The organism is Actinomyces sp. ICM58, assembly GCF_000283035.1.
Lineage (GTDB): Bacteria > Actinomycetota > Actinomycetes > Actinomycetales > Actinomycetaceae > Pauljensenia.
Genome location: NZ_ALIY01000001.1, coordinates 1 through 18,142 on the forward strand (window position 1 = coordinate 1; position 18,142 = coordinate 18,142).

The 18,142-nt window shown below is 60.5% G+C and carries 11 protein-coding genes and 1 CRISPR repeat array; of the genes, 8 read left to right on the plus strand and 3 right to left on the minus strand.

The genetic code is table 11. The features are described 5' to 3' along the window. Positions 1-88: 88 nt before the first annotated feature. On the minus strand, positions 89-2,521 hold the full coding sequence (locus HMPREF1138_RS00005; protein ID WP_009054947.1) for a S8 family serine peptidase: 2,433 nt from the start codon (positions 2,519-2,521) through the stop codon (positions 89-91). Between the two features lie 740 nt (positions 2,522-3,261). Here HMPREF1138_RS00005 and cas6 point away from each other — a divergent pair. The 8 genes from cas6 to HMPREF1138_RS10965 are packed head-to-tail and all read left to right on the plus strand — an operon-like array spanning position 3,262 to position 14,001. Beyond that, entirely contained in the window at positions 3,262-3,870 is a 609-nt protein-coding gene (gene cas6, locus HMPREF1138_RS00015; protein WP_238318577.1) for a CRISPR system precrRNA processing endoribonuclease RAMP protein Cas6, read from the plus strand. A gap of 17 nt (positions 3,871-3,887) precedes the next feature. Next, positions 3,888-4,235, plus strand: a complete 348-nt coding sequence (locus HMPREF1138_RS00020; RefSeq protein WP_155887105.1) for a hypothetical protein — start codon at positions 3,888-3,890, stop codon at positions 4,233-4,235. Beyond that, a complete protein-coding gene (locus HMPREF1138_RS00025) occupies positions 4,232-4,885 on the plus strand; it encodes a hypothetical protein (RefSeq protein WP_009054940.1) in 654 nt (217 codons plus the stop codon). The genes HMPREF1138_RS00020 and HMPREF1138_RS00025 overlap by 4 nt, the downstream gene beginning before the upstream one ends. 13 nt (positions 4,886-4,898) lie before the next feature. Beyond that, a complete protein-coding gene (locus HMPREF1138_RS00030; protein ID WP_009054952.1) occupies positions 4,899-7,178 on the plus strand; it encodes a hypothetical protein in 2,280 nt (759 codons plus the stop codon). Further along, on the plus strand, positions 7,175-9,229 hold the full coding sequence (locus HMPREF1138_RS00035) for an RAMP superfamily CRISPR-associated protein (protein ID WP_009054956.1): 2,055 nt from the start codon (positions 7,175-7,177) through the stop codon (positions 9,227-9,229). Before HMPREF1138_RS00030 ends, HMPREF1138_RS00035 begins: the two co-directional genes overlap by 4 nt. Further along, positions 9,226-11,127, plus strand: a complete 1,902-nt coding sequence (locus HMPREF1138_RS00040) for an RAMP superfamily CRISPR-associated protein (protein WP_009054961.1) — start codon at positions 9,226-9,228, stop codon at positions 11,125-11,127. Before HMPREF1138_RS00035 ends, HMPREF1138_RS00040 begins: the two co-directional genes overlap by 4 nt. Beyond that, positions 11,120-11,740: a hypothetical protein gene (locus HMPREF1138_RS00045; protein ID WP_155887106.1), complete on the plus strand. Its 621-nt coding sequence runs from the start codon at positions 11,120-11,122 to the stop codon at positions 11,738-11,740. The genes HMPREF1138_RS00040 and HMPREF1138_RS00045 overlap by 8 nt, the downstream gene beginning before the upstream one ends. 2 nt (positions 11,741-11,742) lie before the next feature. Next, positions 11,743-14,001, plus strand: a complete 2,259-nt coding sequence (locus HMPREF1138_RS10965) for a putative CRISPR-associated protein (protein WP_009054963.1) — start codon at positions 11,743-11,745, stop codon at positions 13,999-14,001. A gap of 16 nt (positions 14,002-14,017) precedes the next feature. Here the strand turns inward: HMPREF1138_RS10965 and cas2 are convergent, their stop codons facing one another. Beyond that, entirely contained in the window at positions 14,018-14,299 is a 282-nt protein-coding gene (cas2, locus tag HMPREF1138_RS00050; RefSeq protein WP_009054959.1) for a CRISPR-associated endonuclease Cas2, read from the minus strand. Continuing rightward, on the minus strand, positions 14,296-15,837 hold the full coding sequence (gene cas1, locus HMPREF1138_RS00055) for a CRISPR-associated endonuclease Cas1 (protein WP_009054950.1): 1,542 nt from the start codon (positions 15,835-15,837) through the stop codon (positions 14,296-14,298). The genes cas2 and cas1 overlap by 4 nt, the downstream gene beginning before the upstream one ends. Before the next feature lie 506 nt (positions 15,838-16,343). Continuing rightward, positions 16,344-18,094: direct repeats of the CRISPR family, unit length 37 nt; unit sequence GTCAGAAAGCACCGAGCGCCAAAAGGTGCATTAAGAC. Positions 18,095-18,142: the final 48 nt, after the last annotated feature.

The following is an 18,142-nucleotide window of genomic DNA, read 5'->3' on the forward strand; positions in this document are numbered from 1 at the left end:
CCGCCCCTGTCGTATGTGGCGGTTCTCAGCGCCCGGGCGCGAGGTCACGGGACCGCGAGAGGCGGCCCCGGCCTCGTCCCTGAGTGGCTCAGCCGAGCCAGGCGCCCGATCGGGCGAAGGAGTACCACGTGCCGTCGATGAGCGTGCGGCCGGTGGCCATCGCGCCCGAGGCGTGCAGGTAGTACCAGGTGCCGCCGTCGTTGACCCAGCCGCGGGCCATCTCGCCGGTGGAGGTCAGGTAGTACCAGGTGCCGTTGACGTTGACCCAGCCGGTCACCATGGCGCCCGAGGCGTCCAGGTAGTACCAGGCGCCGTTGATGGACGCCCAGCCCGTCGTCATCGCGCCGGAGGAGGCCAGGTAGTACCAGCGGTCGCCGACCTGGGCCCAGCCGGTCATCATCATGCCGGTGTCGTCAAGGAGGTACCAGGTGCCGCGGTCGTTCACCCAGCCGGTGGCGGCGCGGCCGGAGGCGCTCATCCAGTGCCAGGCCCCGTTGTAGGAGGCCCAGCCGGTGACCATGAGGCCGTTAGCGTCGAAGTAGTAGGTGTCCTCGCCGATGGTGACGGGGCGGTTCTTCGCGCAGGTGGAGTCCTCGTAGCAGTACTTCCAGCCGGCGGCGTCGTTGACCCAGGAGCCGCCCTCGTGGGCGGAGTCGTCCACGTGGAAGTGCACGGCGTCGGTGACGTCGTCATCGGCGCGCTCGTCCTTGTTGCGGCCCTCGGCGCTGAGCGTCACCGAGGAGAAGGGGTCTGTCATGTCGAAGGTCGCCGTGTCGTAGGGGCCTGCGATGAGCGTGATGCCGTTGCCCGTGAAGGCGCCGGTTCCCTCCCCGGTGACGGGCTCCTGGTTCATGACCGTCAGGGTCGCCTTGGTGACGGGGCCGGAGACGGTGGCGCGCACGTAGATCGTGCCTGCGAGGTGCGCATCGGCCAGGGGACGCCAGTCGGTGGCACCGTCGTAGGAGTACTCAATGCTGCCCAGGACCGGACGCGGCTGGTCCTTGAGCACGGCGGCCAGGGCGTTGACCAGGCCCGCGCCGCGGTATTCCTTGCCGTCGGTGGGTTCGGCGAGGCGGTCGAAGTTCTCGTTCGCCTGCTTCTTCATGAGGGCGATGACCTGGTCAGCCGTGTAGTCGGGGTGGATCTCCTTGATCAGCGCGGCGACGCCCGCGGCGTGCGGGGAGGCCATGGACGTACCCGACAGGTAGCCGAAGGGCGGTTCCTTCTCCCAGGTGGGCAGGTCAGACCAGATGCGCTGGCCGGGGGCCGCGACGTCAACCGAGTTCTTGCCGTAGTTGGAGAAGCCGGCGCGCTCGAGCTTCGCCGTGGCCGGGTCGGTGCCGGTGGGCAGCTTGAGTGCGGAGACGGACATGACCGAGTCGTTCAGCATGGCGGGCACGTCGATACCGCCGGCGACGTTGCGCTCGACGGCCGCGCCCTCAACGTCGTTCGGGGAGTCCTTGTCGATCGTCGGGTTGTCGTGGTCGTCGTTAGAGTTGCCTTCGGCGGCGAAGTTAACGACGCCGTGGTCCTTCGCGTAGCGCACCGCGCGGGAGGCCGCTTCGAGGCCCGCGGCCTGGGAGGCCTCGTTGGGCATCCAGAAGGCGTAGGGGTCCATGTAGTAGCTGGAGTTGGACACGTCGACGTCATGTTCGGCCGCCCAGTCGAAGGCGCAGGCGACGTATTCGGGGTAGAAGGAGCCGGCCTTGTTGGAGGTCTTGATGGCGATGAGGGTCGCGTCGGGGGCGACGCCGTCGACGCCGTAGGCGTTGTGGGAGGCGGCGATGGTGCCGGCGACGTGCGTGCCGTGGTAGTGGTCATCCTTCCAGGCGGAGGGGTCCTGGTTGGGGATGCCGTTGACCTGGCAGCCGACGGAGCGGGAGGCGTCGATGCGGTCTTTCAGGTCCTTGTGGTCGGGGTCGATGCCGGTGTCCATGACGGCGACGGTGACCTTTTCGCGGGGCACGTCGACCTGTTGGGCGTCGACCGCGCCGATGGCGGCGAGGCCCCAGGCGTTGGCGTCACCCTCGTCGGGGGTGAAGTCGTTGAGCTGGGAGTCGGCGGACAGGCCGGTCTCGTGAACGGCTGCGGCCTCGTTGACGGCCGCTTCTTCGGATTCGGTCTTCGTGGGCTGTTCGGTGCGGACTTCGTCGCCGGTGACGGTCTTAAAGCGGGTGGGTCCGATGGAGTCGTAGGAGATGCCGGAGGCCACGAGGCTCTTGCCGAGGTCGGGCGCGTAGGCGGCCTTCACGGATTGGACGAAGAAGGAGTTGAATTCGGGGTATTGGGCCAGGACGACGCCGTGCTCCGAGGCGCGCGAGACGGCCGCGTTGAAGTCGTAGCGCGAGGCGGTGGCGGGCAGGTTGACCGCGTAGTTCATAACCTCGTCCTGGGCGCGAGCCTCGGAGGTGATTCCCGCGACGCCTTCCGCGTGGGTGGGGGCCCCAAACGCGGAGAGGGTGAGGCCGGCTGCGAGGGCGGCTCCTCCCGCGATGAGGGTCTTCCATGAGCGTTGATGCATCATCATTCCTCGTTTCTGTACAGATGGAGGCGCGACACCTGGGCAAGTCCAGACAACACGCCATTTCACAATGATTACAAGGTTGCTGACAAACCTCCTAGAGGGTTTCACATTTTAAGAAGTCTTGACCTTTTGGGGTGAGGGAGGTATGGCGAGGGGCAGTGAGGGGCGGGCCGGGGGTATTGCTGACTATTACTCCCTTGCGTGGGCTGCGTGGCCCTACTGTTTCGACGGCCTCCCACACAGCGCCCCCGCCCCTCCCCGCACGCACTGCGCGGCCGGGCGACTGGCGGGGCACCTGCTGCTCGAGCTGACACTCTGGTCACGCCCAAGGGTTCAGGAGCCCTTTCTCCTCCAACAGTTCGCTTGACACTTCTTCAGACATTGAAACTTCCTGCCGGCCTATGGCTTAACTTTCGGCCCCCAACAAGCCTTTACGCGGAACTTTGGGGTTACACAGACTCCTTGACAGTTGGGCGTGATCTATCACTTCAAGTGTGATACGGTCGGAGACGGCAGTCACACACGAGTGATGGGAGGCACCGATGCCAGCATCCGTTTACGTGAGCTTTGACGCGCCCGAGGGGGTGCCAGCCACTCCGAGGCGGCTTCACGCTGCCCTGTCGGCGGTGCTGGACTTGCCGCCGGGGGTCAGCCCGGCCAGGGCGGCGCGGTTCCCGACGCTGGCACATCGACCACCGCATGGGGCGGGCGGGGTGAAGCCGTATTCACTCGGAGAGTTGAGCCATTCAGAGTCCAGGTTCGGGGTCGAGGTGCGCTTCCTGGACGATCGCCTGGTCGACACGCTGGACGCGTGGCTGTCGTGGGGTGGCGTCATGCGTCTCGGGGCGGGAACCGAGGATGACGCGGTGCTGGTTGCGACCGAGGGTCAGATCGTCAACCAGGCGTCGTGGGAGGAGTTGGCCGAGCGCGATCAGGACAGCACGTGGGAGATACGCCTGGTGACGCCGACGACGTTTTCGTCGAAGGGGAATCATGTGCCGAGCTTGTCGCCGGCGACGATTGCGACGAGCTTGCAGCAGCGCTGGTGGGCATGGAATCGGAGGCTCGCTCCCCCACGCATCGACCGGGACGCGATGGCGAGCGTGCTGGCGACGCAGGATTTCACGCGCGCATCCATGGTGTCGCTGGCGATGCCGCGCAACGCGAGGCAGGGCCGCTTGAGCTCGCGTCGGATCCCGGCCCACGAGGGCCACCTGCGCATCAGCGGCGTCGAGGGCGCCGAAGCGACCCGCATTTTCTCGCGCCTCATGGCCCTGTCCGCATACACGAACGTCGGCTCACACACGAGCTTCGGCATGGGCGTCATAGACGCTGTGGCCGCATGAACCAGGTGGAGACTCAGATGAACAATCTACGAACTAACAGCATCTACGCACTCACCATTCTCTCTTTTGCCACAATTATCGCCATTATCGAGTTTGCCCACTTCGACAATCAGACATGGCACTGCATTGCTTTCAGCTTCCTGTTCCCCGTTCTAGCCCAGCTAATAACAGTTTCCGTCGCCACCATCATCGTCGCACCATACATAAGCAAGCAGAGCCAACAACCGGACCAGAATATAGTTACAGAAGAGAATAGCTCAACACAGCAAAATAACGAAGCCTCCACCGCGGAAACTGCACATGACAGCACAAACGAAGCGGAAGAGGAAACAGAAGAAATCGATAAGGGAGAGCAGGCATCATGAACAAGGAACGGCACATTTATATCGGGATCATCATTTTCCTAATCGCAACCCTCGCGACGACATTAGTTCTGTTCACTCAGTTCAATAACGAGACCTGGCACGAAGTCGCAACCACGTTCATATTTCCTTTCATAAATGCGATCGTCGGAGCCATCATTGTCACAGTGGTTGGAACAATAATCGCTAACAAGGTGCTTGAAAACTACAACGAGCGCCTGTCATACGGCCTTTCCAAACGTGTCATTCAGCTACTTGGATACCCTGAATTCTCTGACAGAATCAGAGAGGATTTAAAATACTCCGCACTGATGAAGAACGAGATTCTCCCTGTTCAATCCACTGTCTCTCGTAGAGCAGACCTTGTCATACTCTCACTCGATCTCGACTGGTACAACGGCCGACGGGAGGAGCTAGAAAAAACGACTGCGGACAAGCTAAATCGCGCTGAGCAGAAACTGACACAGACCATTAACGATCTCGACGACTCACAGGCGCTCATTGTACTTACTGTCGGAAGACTTGATGATTCTGCTCCGATCACGGAAAATCTAAAGAAGCGTCGTTTTAGCACCATCGTCAATGCGCAGGGTCGTGTCCTCAGCGACATTCATTCACTCCTAACGACACTTCCCCCACGCAACGGAGAGTAAGGAGGAACCGACCGTGACAAGTTACCTCGTCATGCTGCAGACGAACAGCAATCAGCCCTTCATCTTCTCGTCTCCTCGCCTTCGCGAGCAGATCGGCGCATCCTTCGAGATCACCCTGCTGTCCCACTGGGTGAAGGAGGAAGCTGAAAAGCTCCTTAAGCCAAAGCCTCTTCCAGCCTCTTTCTGGGTCTCCGACTCGTCCGGCAAGGTGATCGTCCTATTCACTGGACACGGAGACGAGCCCAAGGCAAAGGCGAAGGTTCTGATCAGGAGAGTCACTCTCCGAGCCCTCACCGAGGCACCGGGCCTTGACGTCACGGGAGTCTTCGTCAAGGCATCATCCAGCGCGGTAGATGCGGATGACCTGCAAAAGCTTGATCGTGTCTTTTTGGAGTACTCGCTCAACCGCCACCCGGCAGCGGCGCGCTTCCCGCAGTTCCCGTTCCTAGAGAGAGCCGACGAATCGGCACTCCCAGCTGTCGCGCCCTTAACAAAGCACGACACGATTAGGATCTACAAGACTGCGCGCGCAGTCGGAGTTAAGGAGTCGTACGAGGGGCGCGCAAAGCGCAAGGAACAGAAGAAGGTAGAATACACCGAGGGCTCGCAGCCTACTGTTTCCATTGATTTCAACTCGATCCTGTACACAGCTACGAAGGAAGACGCGAAACCTGAGCACAAGCTGTCGCTTCCCGCTCGCGTCAAGCGCGCGTGGGCGTTGCCTGCGCGTTTCAAGCAGCTCGACGACATCGCTGGTCATTTGAAGACTTCCATGGCTGATCTTTACCGCGATCCGACCCGTTTGGAAGCAGCCTTTCAGGAGACAGCACTCGGCGAGCAGGAAGTAATCCAAGATGGCGACGCGTCCCAGGGATCAGATCTAGACCAGGACCTCACTCCTCCTCTTCTGTCCTCAGTTGGTGTAGTCCATGTTGACGGTAATGGCGTGGGCGCGATCATGCGTGATCTTGGTAAGGCATTCAAGAAGACGAACGACACGCTCGATAAGCTCGCCGAAGCACCGTATCCGAGAGAACCCAACCCGTGCGGCGAGAAACCTCCTCGTGTCCACTCTGACGACAGGGAAGCTCCTCGTGTCCGCCCCGATGACAGTACCCCCTCTGTTTTCCAGTGGTTCGTCATGGAAGTGAACTATCGCCTCGACGGAGTCGTCAAAGCGGCGGTGGCCTCAGCTTGGAAGGACCTGGAGGATTACGCACATGGACGATCAGCTCCTCCAGTGGTCCCCGTGCTTGTCGGAGGCGACGACCTCACTGTCTATGTAGAAGGACAGTTCGCGATCCCGTTCGCGGAGTCATACGTTCGTCACTATGAGCAGCTGACCGGCGAGGATGAACTTCTTCGGCGACTAGCAGTCATCGCCGGCGCGAAGAAACCCGGCCCCCTCACTGCCTCGGCGGGCGTGGCCATCGTGGGCCGCAACTTCCCGTTCCACATTGCTTACGACCTGGCGGAGGGCCTGGTGTCGCGCGGGAAGAAGCTCGGCAAGAGGAAGGGGGAAGTCCCCTGTTCGACGATCGACTTCCACGTCCTGCGCGACGCGACGGTCCTTGACCCGGACGACACGCTGGACGAGTACAAGGGCCGCTCGCAGCGCCCCTTCCTGGTCGGCCACTACGCGCCGGATCGGATCGGGGACGCAACCACGACCTCGTCCGAAGAAGCACCCACCGCAGAGTCGCAGCCGTTGTCCTCCTGGGCGCGCATCCTTCAGGCGATCGCAGCCTTCGACGGCAAGAACCCGGACGACCCCACGCAGACCACCGGCGACCCATTCCCGCGTGCCCGCGCGAACCGCATTGTCAAGCTCCTCGCTCGCTATGTCACGGTTCCCAAGGAAGATACGGCGCGATCCGAGTGTCTCGGCTACGTCCTGAAGGACAACGAACAGGCGTTCGCAACGCAGGAGCAGATCGACAACGACAAGCAAAAGCCGGACGACGGCAAGCAAAAGTCGGACAACGAGAAGAAAACCAAGCGCTGCGAGCACCCCATCTGCACAATCCGCCTCGAGTGGACCGATGCGCAGGAGAACGCGCGGGGCACGAAGACGCTCGTGAAGGCGTTGGGGCCGCTGCCCTCGAAGACGCGCCTCGACGATCCCGACGAGCACACTGAGGACTGCATCGAGCAGGTGCGCTGGCTCCTGGACCTCATCGACCTGTCCGGGAACTTGCCCGACGGCTACCTCGCTTCACGGATTCGCGGGGACGCCGACTGTGTCGGCTCCCAGGAAGCAGCAGATAATTCCATCGCAGGAGGTGCCCAGTGACCACCGCTTCACCTACTACTTCTCCTACCGCGAGCGGCCACGTGACCATCGTGTTCACGTCCGACTGGGGCGTGTCCACGGGCGTTGGCCAGGCGGGTCGCACGCACTCAACAATCGAACGTTGCGGCAACGACCCGGTCGTGCGCGGCACGGTCATCACGGGTGTTCTGCGCGAGCAGGCGATGCTGGCGGCGAAGGCCCTCGACGGACCAAAGGAGGGAACGTGGACCAACTTTGCCCTGTGGCTCTTCGGCCAGGACCCCAACAGCGAGCCGGGCTCAACCCCCCACCCGCGTCACGTTCTCTTCACGGACGCGACCCCGGCCTCGTCGATCCCGGTCCACGACACGGTGTCCCTCTCCATCGACCCGACCACGGGGACGGCTCGCGACCAGTTCCTGCGCTTCACGGAGCGCGCAGCGGCCGGCGTCCTCACGGGCACGTTCACCCTCATCGACGAGGCCGGAGCTGAGACCTCCGACCAGGCGACGATTGAGGCCGCGCACTTCCTCCTGGGGGTCGCGGGCCTCATGGTCCGAGGCATCGGCTCGGGCCGCAGCGGAGGCGACGGCGAGTGCACGGTCCTCGTGACCAACCACGAGGTTGAGGCACGCGCCGGGCAGTCCACGTCCAAGATCGTCGCCTTCGCTTCGTCATGCGCGCAGGAGCTGAGGACGAGCCTCAAGAAGCTGGCACGGTCTCTTAAGCCAGAAGTTGTCAACGCGCTCCCCGCCCCGCAGCGCAGCACACAACACCAGGTCGGGACCGTCGACGGTTCCGCAGCTCGGCACAGCGGCGGGCACCACCTGATCCTCGACCTCACGCTCAACTCGCCCATCGTGTCCTACGAGGTCCCCTTCTCAAACGAAATTCGCTCCTTGGACTTCCTGCGGGGAACGGTCCTGCTCCCCTGGCTGCACCGGCTGGTGTCGTCAAAGAAGCACGGAGAGGATGAGGCGGTCATCACCAACGCCGTGACCGGCGGCCACCTGGTCGTCTCGGACGCACTGCCCGTCATCAGTGACGCTCAGGGACTCCCCGTTCCCCTCGTGCTCAAAACGGACAAGACATCGCCCTCGGACTCGACCATCACCCTGTTCGGCGACTCCACCGAGAATGATGGGAAAATCCCCGTTCGCGGCGGGTACGTCTTCTTCGACCCTAAGGGAGGCGACAGCAAAGAGCCCGGCACGAAGACTCAGGGCTGGTACGGTAAGCCACCCCTGCGCGGGCGACAGACGACCGCCATCAACCATGAGACGGGCGCGGCCAGCAAGGGACAACTCGTCCTGGTCGAGGCCCTGCCTGAAAAGATGTGCATGCGCGCGCACGTCTGGGTGTCGGATGAGCTCTGGGAGGCCGCCTCTGTCTCTTCTCTTCTCGGTAAGACACGCGAGGCCCGGCTCGGGTCGCGCAAGCTCACGGGCACCTTCGGGTCCGCGACGTGCACGCTCCACGAAGAGACAGCCGCCGAGCGAGAGGCACGCATCCACTTCGGTAACGCCGGAAGCACGCAGCTCACGAGCACTGCCTCGACATCCGCTGACGGGACGGCCCCCGGCGAGGGCACCACGACCTCGTCCGACGAACGAACAATCTCCCTGTGGTTCATTTCCGACGTGATCGCGCGCTCCGCTGGGCTCGGGGCCGGAGGGACTGCCGACGACCTCATTCGTGCATTCAAGCGCGAGGGCATCATCGTCGAGGCAGTCGGTACCCCCTCGATCCGTCACCGCCGCGTCGACTCGTGGTCGCCTGCGGACAACGGGCCGCGCGCGAGTCGCCTAGCGATCCAGGCGGGATCGGTGATCCAGGTGCGCGTCAGCGAGGAGGATCGAGCCAAGAGCAAGAAGGATCGAGACACGAGCAAGAAGGATCGAGACAAGCTCCTGGAGCTCGCCCCCTTTGGAGTGGGCGAGCTGACGGCGCAGGGCTACGGGCGCTTCGTCGTCGATCATCCCCTTCTCAGCATCCAATCCATTGAGGTCACGAAAGCAAAGCTCGAGCACTTTGTGTGCGAGGAGACGCCCGAAGGAGGCGAAGATCAGTGACATTCACACGCTATGAGCTCACAATCCCCGTTGAGCTGACGTCGGAACTCCACATCGGTGGTGTCGATGCGGTCCCCGACCGCGACGGAGAGGGAACCGTCATCCGTTTCTGCCGCAACGGCCTCGACGAGCCGACGATCCCAGGAAGGTCCATCAGGGGCGCGGTTCGCGCGGCCTGCGATGTGGCCCGCCAGGCGCTGGCAGACGCCAAGAATCCAACGACTCAGAAAGGCGAAGCCTTCTCAAAGGAAAGTTGGATCTCCCTGTGGGGCGACGACTCGCTCGACACCGGCAAGTCACTCCACGATCGCCGCCTGCGCAGTGACGACTCCCTGCCGATCAGGCAGAGCGCACTGACCTTCCACGCGGTGTCCTTCCCGCAGTACAAGGACAGCGACTCCGGAGATTCCCCCTTGCCGAGGCGTCACGGCGTCGGCATCGACAGGACGACCGGGGCTGCTTCGGACGGGGCTCTCTACGAGCACGAGTTCCTTCCCCGCGGCACAAGGTTCACCATTCGCATCACCGCGGAGGGACGCGATGACGAATCGATGGAGAACAAACAGTCGGAGGGGATTCCGGGGCCTGCGTCATCCGAAGCAATTGAGCTGCTCCTTCGCCTCATCCGTTCCCTCTTCAAGAGCAAAGCAATTTCGCTGGGTGGACGCACTGGGTCCGGGCAGGGAGCCATCAAGGTCCAAGAGTCCAATGAGGAGCACCAAGATTCTGACGATCAATATCTGCGAATAGTCGCCAAGTCGAAGGGGCTCGAGGGGGAGAGACTCGTCGATGTCGTTGATCCACTGACGGGTGCGCTAACCGAAGGGCCAGAATCGTCTAAGGGCACAGACAGTTCTGCTTGCGTGGGCACGCAGCCCGCACGCATCAAGATAACTTGGTGGTCGCCCACCGGCATTTTCGTCGCCGAGGACGAGGAGCTGACGAAGCAGCGCAAGGCCGCGAAAGAAGCAGAAAATGAGGAGAAGGGTATCAACGAGGAGGTTCACGAGGTCGTTTATCCGCTCCGGGACCCTTCAGTGGAGTGGGAGAACGCCCAACTCCTCATCCCGGGAACCTCGATTCGCGGTGCGCTGCGCTCACGGGCCTCACGCATCGCGCGGACGGTACTCGCAGCACAAGACAAATTGCCCACGTTCACATCCCATGATCTCCACGAACAGATCGCCGCGGAGCCGAACCTGGTCCGCTACATGTTCGGCAGCACGGAGTACCGGGGCGCGGTCACAGTCCATGACTGCCTCTCCACTAAGCGTGGGAAACGCATCGAGGTCACACACAACGCGATTGATCGATGGACGGGCGGCGTCATCGACGGTGGTCTCTTCACCGAGGCCGTCTACCTGGGAACGAAGTGGGAGCCGATCCGGATCGACATTGATCTGCGCCAGCTTCTGAACAACATCGAGGCGGAGAAGGGGCCGGAAGCTAAGCGCGGACCTGCCGATGCCGCCGAGGCGGAGCACAGTTCGCTCGAGCGCGAGCAACCGAAACCTACCCACGCGGACTACGCTCACGCCGCCTACGTCTTGCTCGGGCTGGTGCTCGCCGAGCTGTCCGCGGGCACGCTCCCGTTGGGTAGCCGTTCGACGCGAGGCCTGGGACAGGTTGTCGTCTCAACGATCGAAGTAGAGGGAGCTGACCGTAAAGGTGTTGACCTTCCGTCGCGGAATTTCACTGGTTGCGAAGCACTGCAGCAGCCGGAGACAGGCGCCGGTGCTATGACTGACGCCCTCTACGAGGGGCAGCGCAAGCTCGCGGAACAGGTTCTGAAACATTTAAAGGATAAGTACGAAGAAACGGACTGGTCTAAGCGCCTAGAGAACGGCCCAGGAGCTGCGCGTAAACAATCTGAAGGGATGGGAGCCGCCGATGACTGACAAGAATCAGAAAGCGATGCTGACACGCTCATCTATCCGCCCGGTTTCTGGTGACACACCATGCTTGGATGTCTTCCTCGCATACGCACGGACACATTCGGGCGGGGACGTTCAGGGCCTGGCGTTCGCGACCAACGGGACGTGGACCGTGTTGGGGTTCGATAAGGGGTCCTCTGCCGAGAAGCCGAAGCTCTCTGTCACGCCGATCGATGGGCGAGAATTCGATCCGACGAACGTCTTCGAGCTGCGCCTGTGGGTACCGGTGAAACTGCCCGATGAACCTGCAGGGGGCGCCGTTCTGGCTCACGAGTACCGTTGGGTGAACGGTGTGGGTGCCGTCGAGCTGACGCTCACCGCTGCCAGACCCGAGGCACCGTCGAAGGACACGGAACCAGCATCGGTCAGCGGGTGGTTCCACAAGGTGAGCTATCTGCAGCACAAGTCTGCCGCGAGCAGTGATCGGGATTCCACCTCGGAACCCACCTCTGGTCAGACAGAACAAGACGAACAACACGCCGACGCCAAGCCAATGACGGCAGTTGAGTTCATCCAAGAAGAAAAGTACGGAAATACAGTCGTGGTCGAGCAGCTATTTACAGGAAAGTGGAGCTAATCATGTCAGATACGAATGCCAATGAATTTACATTGTTTCACTCATCGGTCAACAGAATTCCCTCGATTCGAACACAGACCAGCAAAATACCCAAGTCGCATAAGTGGGGATTTCTAGGAGACCAAACACCGGATCCAATCAGCGAAGTCACTCACGAACAACTATCAGGTTCGATTTCAGTAAGAGCAACTGTCGAAACACCCCTTATCATAGGAAGCGTACAGCGAACCAAAACACAGGCAACAAAATCTAATCCATCGCGAGAGATAAAGACCCTCAGCCCTCATATTGTCGACGACAGAGCTTTCATTCCTCCAACAATGTTTAAGGGAATGCTATCAAATGCATTTGAAGCACTAACAAATTCAAGGTATCGCATGTTCGATCCACACAACACTCCTCTTACCTACAGGATCGACCCCGCGACTTCCACGTCACTAATGCCAGTACGCATCGTACATTCAGAGAATGAACAGACAACTATTGAAATTCTCGATGGATCACACTCTTACAGGGATTACGTTACAGATGGCAATCACGACATCCCCATCACCCTCACAGCCTCTCTATACGATGGCACATCAGCAGGAATTAGTTTGAGGGAACATATTCAGACACCACGATCCAATCACCCCACACCCGGAGGGACAGGAACCCCGCGTGATCGATTCATCGCGATGACATCACCAAAACACGGGGAGCCATTCCCAGAGATATACTTTGACGCAACACTTGTATCAAATGGACTTTACGCCTACTGGATCGTTACAGCTATATACAGAACAGAAGATCAAGAACAGGCAGACTACACCTTCAAAATCGATTACGAGACACTATCATTAACCTACATTGACGAAAAATGCTCGATTAAGGGATATTTGTACACCACAACTAGCCCGACAGATCGCAAAGCAGGCAGAAGAACCTTCAAAGAGAAGAAAAGCGAACGCATATTCTTCTCTTTGAGGGAATCCCCCTTGCGAATCGAGCTTAACGCAAACGACGCGGCAAGACTATTCTCACGATACGACAACACGGTCAATAGTTACCGCGAGATGTTTACAAAAAGAGAGAAACTGGCATCAAAGAAGGGTGAACCAAAGCCGATACCAAACAGGTTCATTAACGACAGAAGCTGGTCAATTTCCGACAACAACAGCCTCGCATACGCAATCCTGAGTGATGACCAGTCAGAAATTATTGACCTTGTGCCGATCCCTATTGGACGTGCAAGCTACACCGACTCACCAGCTTCACTGGCCGAATACAATGCACTCATCCCACCCGCATTCGCTTCAGAAGCTTCTAGTGCGGATCGACTTTTCGGATTCACAGCAGATCTACCGTCAGTCGAGGATAACTCGAACACCAATCAGTCACATTTTTCCATCAGGGGGCGCCTCTCCTTTAGCAGCATCGACACCTCATCTTGCGACCGATATAAAGGAGCCCCAATATCACTCCCACCTCTTCTCGAACCGAAGCCTTCTTCTGCCCGAAGGTTTTTGACGACTAACGATGGAAAGAACATACAGCCTACTAACAAAGAACGAACAGACGGTACGCCTCACAAGCTCATTCGACGGCAAGACTACTTCCTTAATGGGAAACAGTCACTTGGGCGAGCCGCGTACCCAACGCACCGTGAACCTCTGAAGCTTCCTTATAAAAGACGTATGATCGAGCCCTTCAGTCGGGACAGTGACGCATTTTCGGTGGTTGAGTCATATATACTCCCCGGGTCACAAATGACCATGACAATCCACTTCGAAATGCTGACACCGCTCGAGTTGAGTATTTTACTTTGGCTTCTCAATCCCGAAAATCTTGTTCCTCACTCCGAACGCGGTAAGGGTCTTGTCGGCTACCTCCATCTCGGAATGGGAAAGCCTCTGGGATACGGTACACTTAAAGTGGAGGCGACAGAGTTGCGGCTTCAAACTGGGCAGCAACTAGCTACTGGCTACACTCAGCTCGACGGGTGTTTGGGGACAGAGACGATCAGCTCGATCGACCATTATCAGGTACCCGATCGTTTCGACAAGTTCCCTTGGGTTCAAGCATTCCAGCGGGCATCGTTTGGCTACACAGACGGCATCCCAGTGCGATACATGACGCGTAATGAGAACCGTCAAAACAACGCAACGAACTTCGATGACGGGTACCCCAAAGAAGGACGAGCACTGGAAGCCACACAACTGTTCCCCTCGGAACATCATCCATCCTCGGGCGAACCAATCTGCGTCCCTAAACCTGTTTAGGACATCCGCTAGCCTCTCACCACACTCCCCGGCACAACCCCACGTCGTCCAGCGCTATGGCCGCGCCGAGTATGTCGGCGCGGTCGGCGCAGGATGAGCAGATGGGGTAGATGTGGATGACGTCTTCGACGTCGGAGATGAGGGCTGCCAGAGCCGAACGCACGCGCGCCAGCGTGGCTGTGTCGAGGCGGAGTTGGAACACGGATTCTTGGATGCGGTAGCCCCAGGATTCCAGTGTTTTGGCGACGCGGAGCCGCCGTTTGTTGTCGGCGATGTCGTAGGCGATGATGTAGATCATCGCCAGGCGACCCCGCTCCACGGGTGGTCGGGTTCGGCGATGGCGCGCGCCAGCATCTGCGCGGCGTGGGCGATGTGCCTGCGCCACGAGCCCGAGTATCCGGGGAGCGCACCGGTGACGGATCGCTGGCAGGCGGCCTCGTTAGCGTCGACGAGGATTTTCTTGCCGTCGCTGCCCAGCCAGACTCCCCCGGCCTCGGCCTCGACGACGCCGTGTTCGGGCCGGAGCTTGCGTGCGCGCAGGAGAGCCATGACGGTTTGGTCGACCAGGAGTGGGCAGAATTGTTCCATGAGGTCCAGCGCCAGGCTGGGCCACTTGTCGGTGGGTGCGTGCGCGATGCCGAGGCTCGGTTCGAGCCAGGCGGCGGGCAGCGCGCCGACACATTCGGACAGGAGGATGGCGTACCCGTAGGACAGGGCGGCGTTGGGCAGGTCGCGGGGTGGGCGTCGGCTGCGCCCGTCGAAGGTGACGTCGGCGGGCACGCACGCGGCGAGCGCGTCGAAGTAGGCGTTGGAGCACGCGCCCTCGACGCCCATAATTTCGTCGAGGGTGCGCGCACCCGCGAGGGAACGCCGCCAGGCGTGCATGTGCGCGGTCGTGTCAGCGACGTGCACGGCCTCGTCGCGTCGGGCGATGCGGGTGAGGACGTGGATTTGGCCGCGGATTTTCGCGCCGATGAGGCTGGCGGCCAGGCGAACGCGCCGCTCGCGGTCGCCGGTGAGGGCCACTTGCGCGAGGAGCCGGCTGGCGTGCGCTCCCCAGTTCGCACCGATGAGGGCGCCTTGGTAGGAGCCACGCCGCGACAGGCACACGACGTCGACGCCACTGCGCATCGCCCACGAGCGCGCGCCGACGGACAAGCCGACGTTTCCCGACAGAACGATGCGCGTGACGCTGTTTTTGGGGACGGAGGTGACAGGCAGCGAGCCGGGCGCGTCGACGAGGACACGGCCCGCTTTGACGTGGACGCGTGCGCCATCGCGACCGACGTAGAGGATGCGGTCGGCTTGGCCCGAAGGTTCGTCGCTGGGCCCAGCAGTCCATGGGTCAATGCCGATGCTCGCGGGGGCTTTCTCCTCGTCAATGTACTGGGTCGTCAGGTCAGTGAGGCGCGAGCCCGCGCCAATGGCCGCGGCGGCAACGATGTCGATGGCGTCGGCCAGGCGCCCCTCGTTTGGCGCCGCGAGCATGAGGGTGGTTCCGACTCGCGAGTATCGCAAACCTGCTCCGGTGGCGTACCTGTCAAGATCGAGCAGAGCGGCGTCGGCGAGCACGCTCGCGATCGGGTTGGGGTCCGAGGCCCGGGCGAGCTCGTCGATAATGGGCGCGTCGGCATCGGGCACGTCCGGTGCCGAAAGGCCCGCGCCGGTCACGAGGCCCGGGTCGGCGACGCGGATGGTGGCTCGCGCGAGGTGGTGGATGCCGTGGTCGTAATCGTCGACGACTCCCCTGCTGAAGGCGTCGTGTCCTGCGCGCGTGTCGTCGTAGGTGCCGTGGGGGCGTTCCGTAGTGAGGTGGCGTTCGAGGGTTTCGCGCACCGATTCGGCCAGGAGCGCCCGGGTGATGGGGTCGGCCGTCGTGAGAGTGTTCGTGTCAAGTGCGGCGATGCGTGGCGGCGCCCAGTCCTGGGCGGCGAGCTCTCGTAGCTGGTCGTCGGTGAGGCTTCCCGGCGTGGGGGTGTTCGCTCTGGTGGGGTCGGGGTGTGCTGTGAGGAGTCGGCGTCTGGCGCGAGGGAGGGCTTTGGGGGCTGGTCGCTTCTCTCAGGGACGAGGCCGTGGCGGGTGTCGTCATTGTCTGTCCTTCCACTCAACAACCTTGCGATTACTCTACAAGTGTGAAGTGCTGTGACTGATCGACACGCCGGTGACGGCGGCGATCTCCGGGGCGAAAGCATCGCCAGAGCGAGTCTGCGGCGATGCGAGCAGTCGCAACGAAAAGTCTGGTAATCTGACCTCGTGCTTGTTGGCCGGAGGGGTGCTTTTTCGGCCACTGGCGATCCGGTACGACGTTTTCCCTGGTCACAGGGGTTGCGACACGCCGGGCAGTCAGAAAGCACCCAGCGCCAAAAGGTGCATTAAGACACGCCCGACGCGGCGCGCACGTGGCCGATTCGTCTCGTCAGAAAGCACCGAGCGCCAAAAGGTGCATTAAGACCAGACGCACCCGGTCACCGGGCAGGACGACGCTCGGAGGTCAGAAAGCACCGAGCGCCAAAAGGTGCATTAAGACTGATTGTTCTCCTTGATGATGGTGATTTGTGGTTCGGGGTCAGAAAGCACCGAGCGCCAAAAGGTGCATTAAGACCTTGGTCTGCTCTGTCTCTATCCGGCGGATGGTCTCGGTCAGAAAGCACCGAGCGCCAAAAGGTGCATTAAGACTGAGCGCGTAACGGACTACGACGTAGTTCATCGGGACGGGTCAGAAAGCACCGAGCGCCAAACGGTGCATTAAGACCTTGTAGAGGACAAGTCCTGAGAAGAAGCCCAGGATCTTGTCAGAAAGCACCGAGCGCCAAACGGTGCATTAAGACAACATGACACCCTCCCTGTGGGACACTTTTCTTTCAAGTCAGAAAGCACCGAGCGCCAAACGGTGCATTAAGACTAACGGTGTTGGTGTTCATGGCGTGTTGTCTCTTTCTCGGTCAGAAAGCACCGAGCGCCAAACGGTGCATTAAGACTTCGTCGTAACGTCGCCGCCGCCCTTCGTGATTTTGTCTGAAAGCACCGAGCGCCAAAAGGCGCATTAAGACGTGCGGTCAATTACGTGCCAGGTGCGGGCTTCGAGTCAGAAAGCACCGAGCACCAAAAGGCGCATTAAGACTCTCGAAGTAAGTGTCATTACGCAGATTGAAGGCGTTGGTCAGAAAGCACCGAGCGCCAAAAGGTGCATTAAGACGCACCATCAATTTCCGTTCAACGATGAAAGGATGTTCCAGTCAGAAAGCACCGAGCGCCAAAAGGTGTATTAAGACTTGTAACCGTCGCAGTAGCACTTCATGTATCGAAGTCAGAAAGCACCGAGCGCCAAAAGGTTCATCAAGACCAGGATAGACGACGCACACTAGCGAGCCGGCGGGCGGCGTCAGACAGCACCGAGCGCCAAAAGGTGCATTAAGACTCGGGGAGCGCCCACGCGGTGACGAGCGGGACCAGTGGTCAGAAAGCACCGAGCGCCAAAAGGTGCATTAAGACACGGTGGCGGTTGCTTTGTCGCCGTCGATGACGAGTCAGAAAGCACCGAGCGCCAAAAGGTGCATTAAGACCTTTTCGGGGACCACCGCGTCCACCTCCAAGTACACGAGTCAGAAAGCACCGAGCGCCATTAGGTGCATTAAGACGCAACGTCGGTACTGACGCCATTCTTCGCAGCTTCAACGAGTCAGAAAGCACCGAGCGCCATTAGGTGCATTAAGACGGCGCTCAAACGCTGCCCGTGCGGCCTATCCTTGTCTGCGTCAGAAAGCACTGAGCGCCAAAAGGTGCATTAAGACCACGTCATCGCGGAGGTCGCAGCGTTCATTGTCTTTGAGTCAGAAAGCACCGAGCGCCAAAAGGTGCATTAAGGCTTGATCTCGCCTTTGTACTGATGGATCTGGTTCAGCTTCCGTCAGAAAGCACCGAGCACCAAACGGTGCATTAAGACTGCTTGTAGTTGGTCACCATGTTCAGCATCTTCTTCAGTCAGAAAGCACCGAGCGCCAAACGGTGCATTAAGACTCGGCGTAGAAGTGGTAGTGGGAACCGACCCACATCTCTGTCAGAAAGCACCGAGCACCAAACGGTGCATTAAGACTGCTTGTAGTTGGTCACCATGTTCAGCATCTTCTTCAGTCAGAAAGCA

Excerpts from the sequence above, each read along its gene's own strand:
- HMPREF1138_RS00005 (WP_009054947.1), bottom strand. The coding sequence starts at position 2,521 with ATGCATCAACGCTCATGGAAGACCCTCATCGCGGGAGGAGCCGCCCTC.
- HMPREF1138_RS00020 (WP_155887105.1), top strand. The coding sequence starts at position 3,888 with ATGAACAATCTACGAACTAACAGCATCTACGCACTCACCATTCTCTCT.
- HMPREF1138_RS00025 (WP_009054940.1), top strand. The coding sequence starts at position 4,232 with ATGAACAAGGAACGGCACATTTATATCGGGATCATCATTTTCCTAATC.
- HMPREF1138_RS00045 (WP_155887106.1), top strand. The coding sequence starts at position 11,120 with ATGACTGACAAGAATCAGAAAGCGATGCTGACACGCTCATCTATCCGC.
- HMPREF1138_RS10965 (WP_009054963.1), top strand. The coding sequence starts at position 11,743 with ATGTCAGATACGAATGCCAATGAATTTACATTGTTTCACTCATCGGTC.
- cas2 (WP_009054959.1), bottom strand. The coding sequence starts at position 14,299 with ATGATCTACATCATCGCCTACGACATCGCCGACAACAAACGGCGGCTC.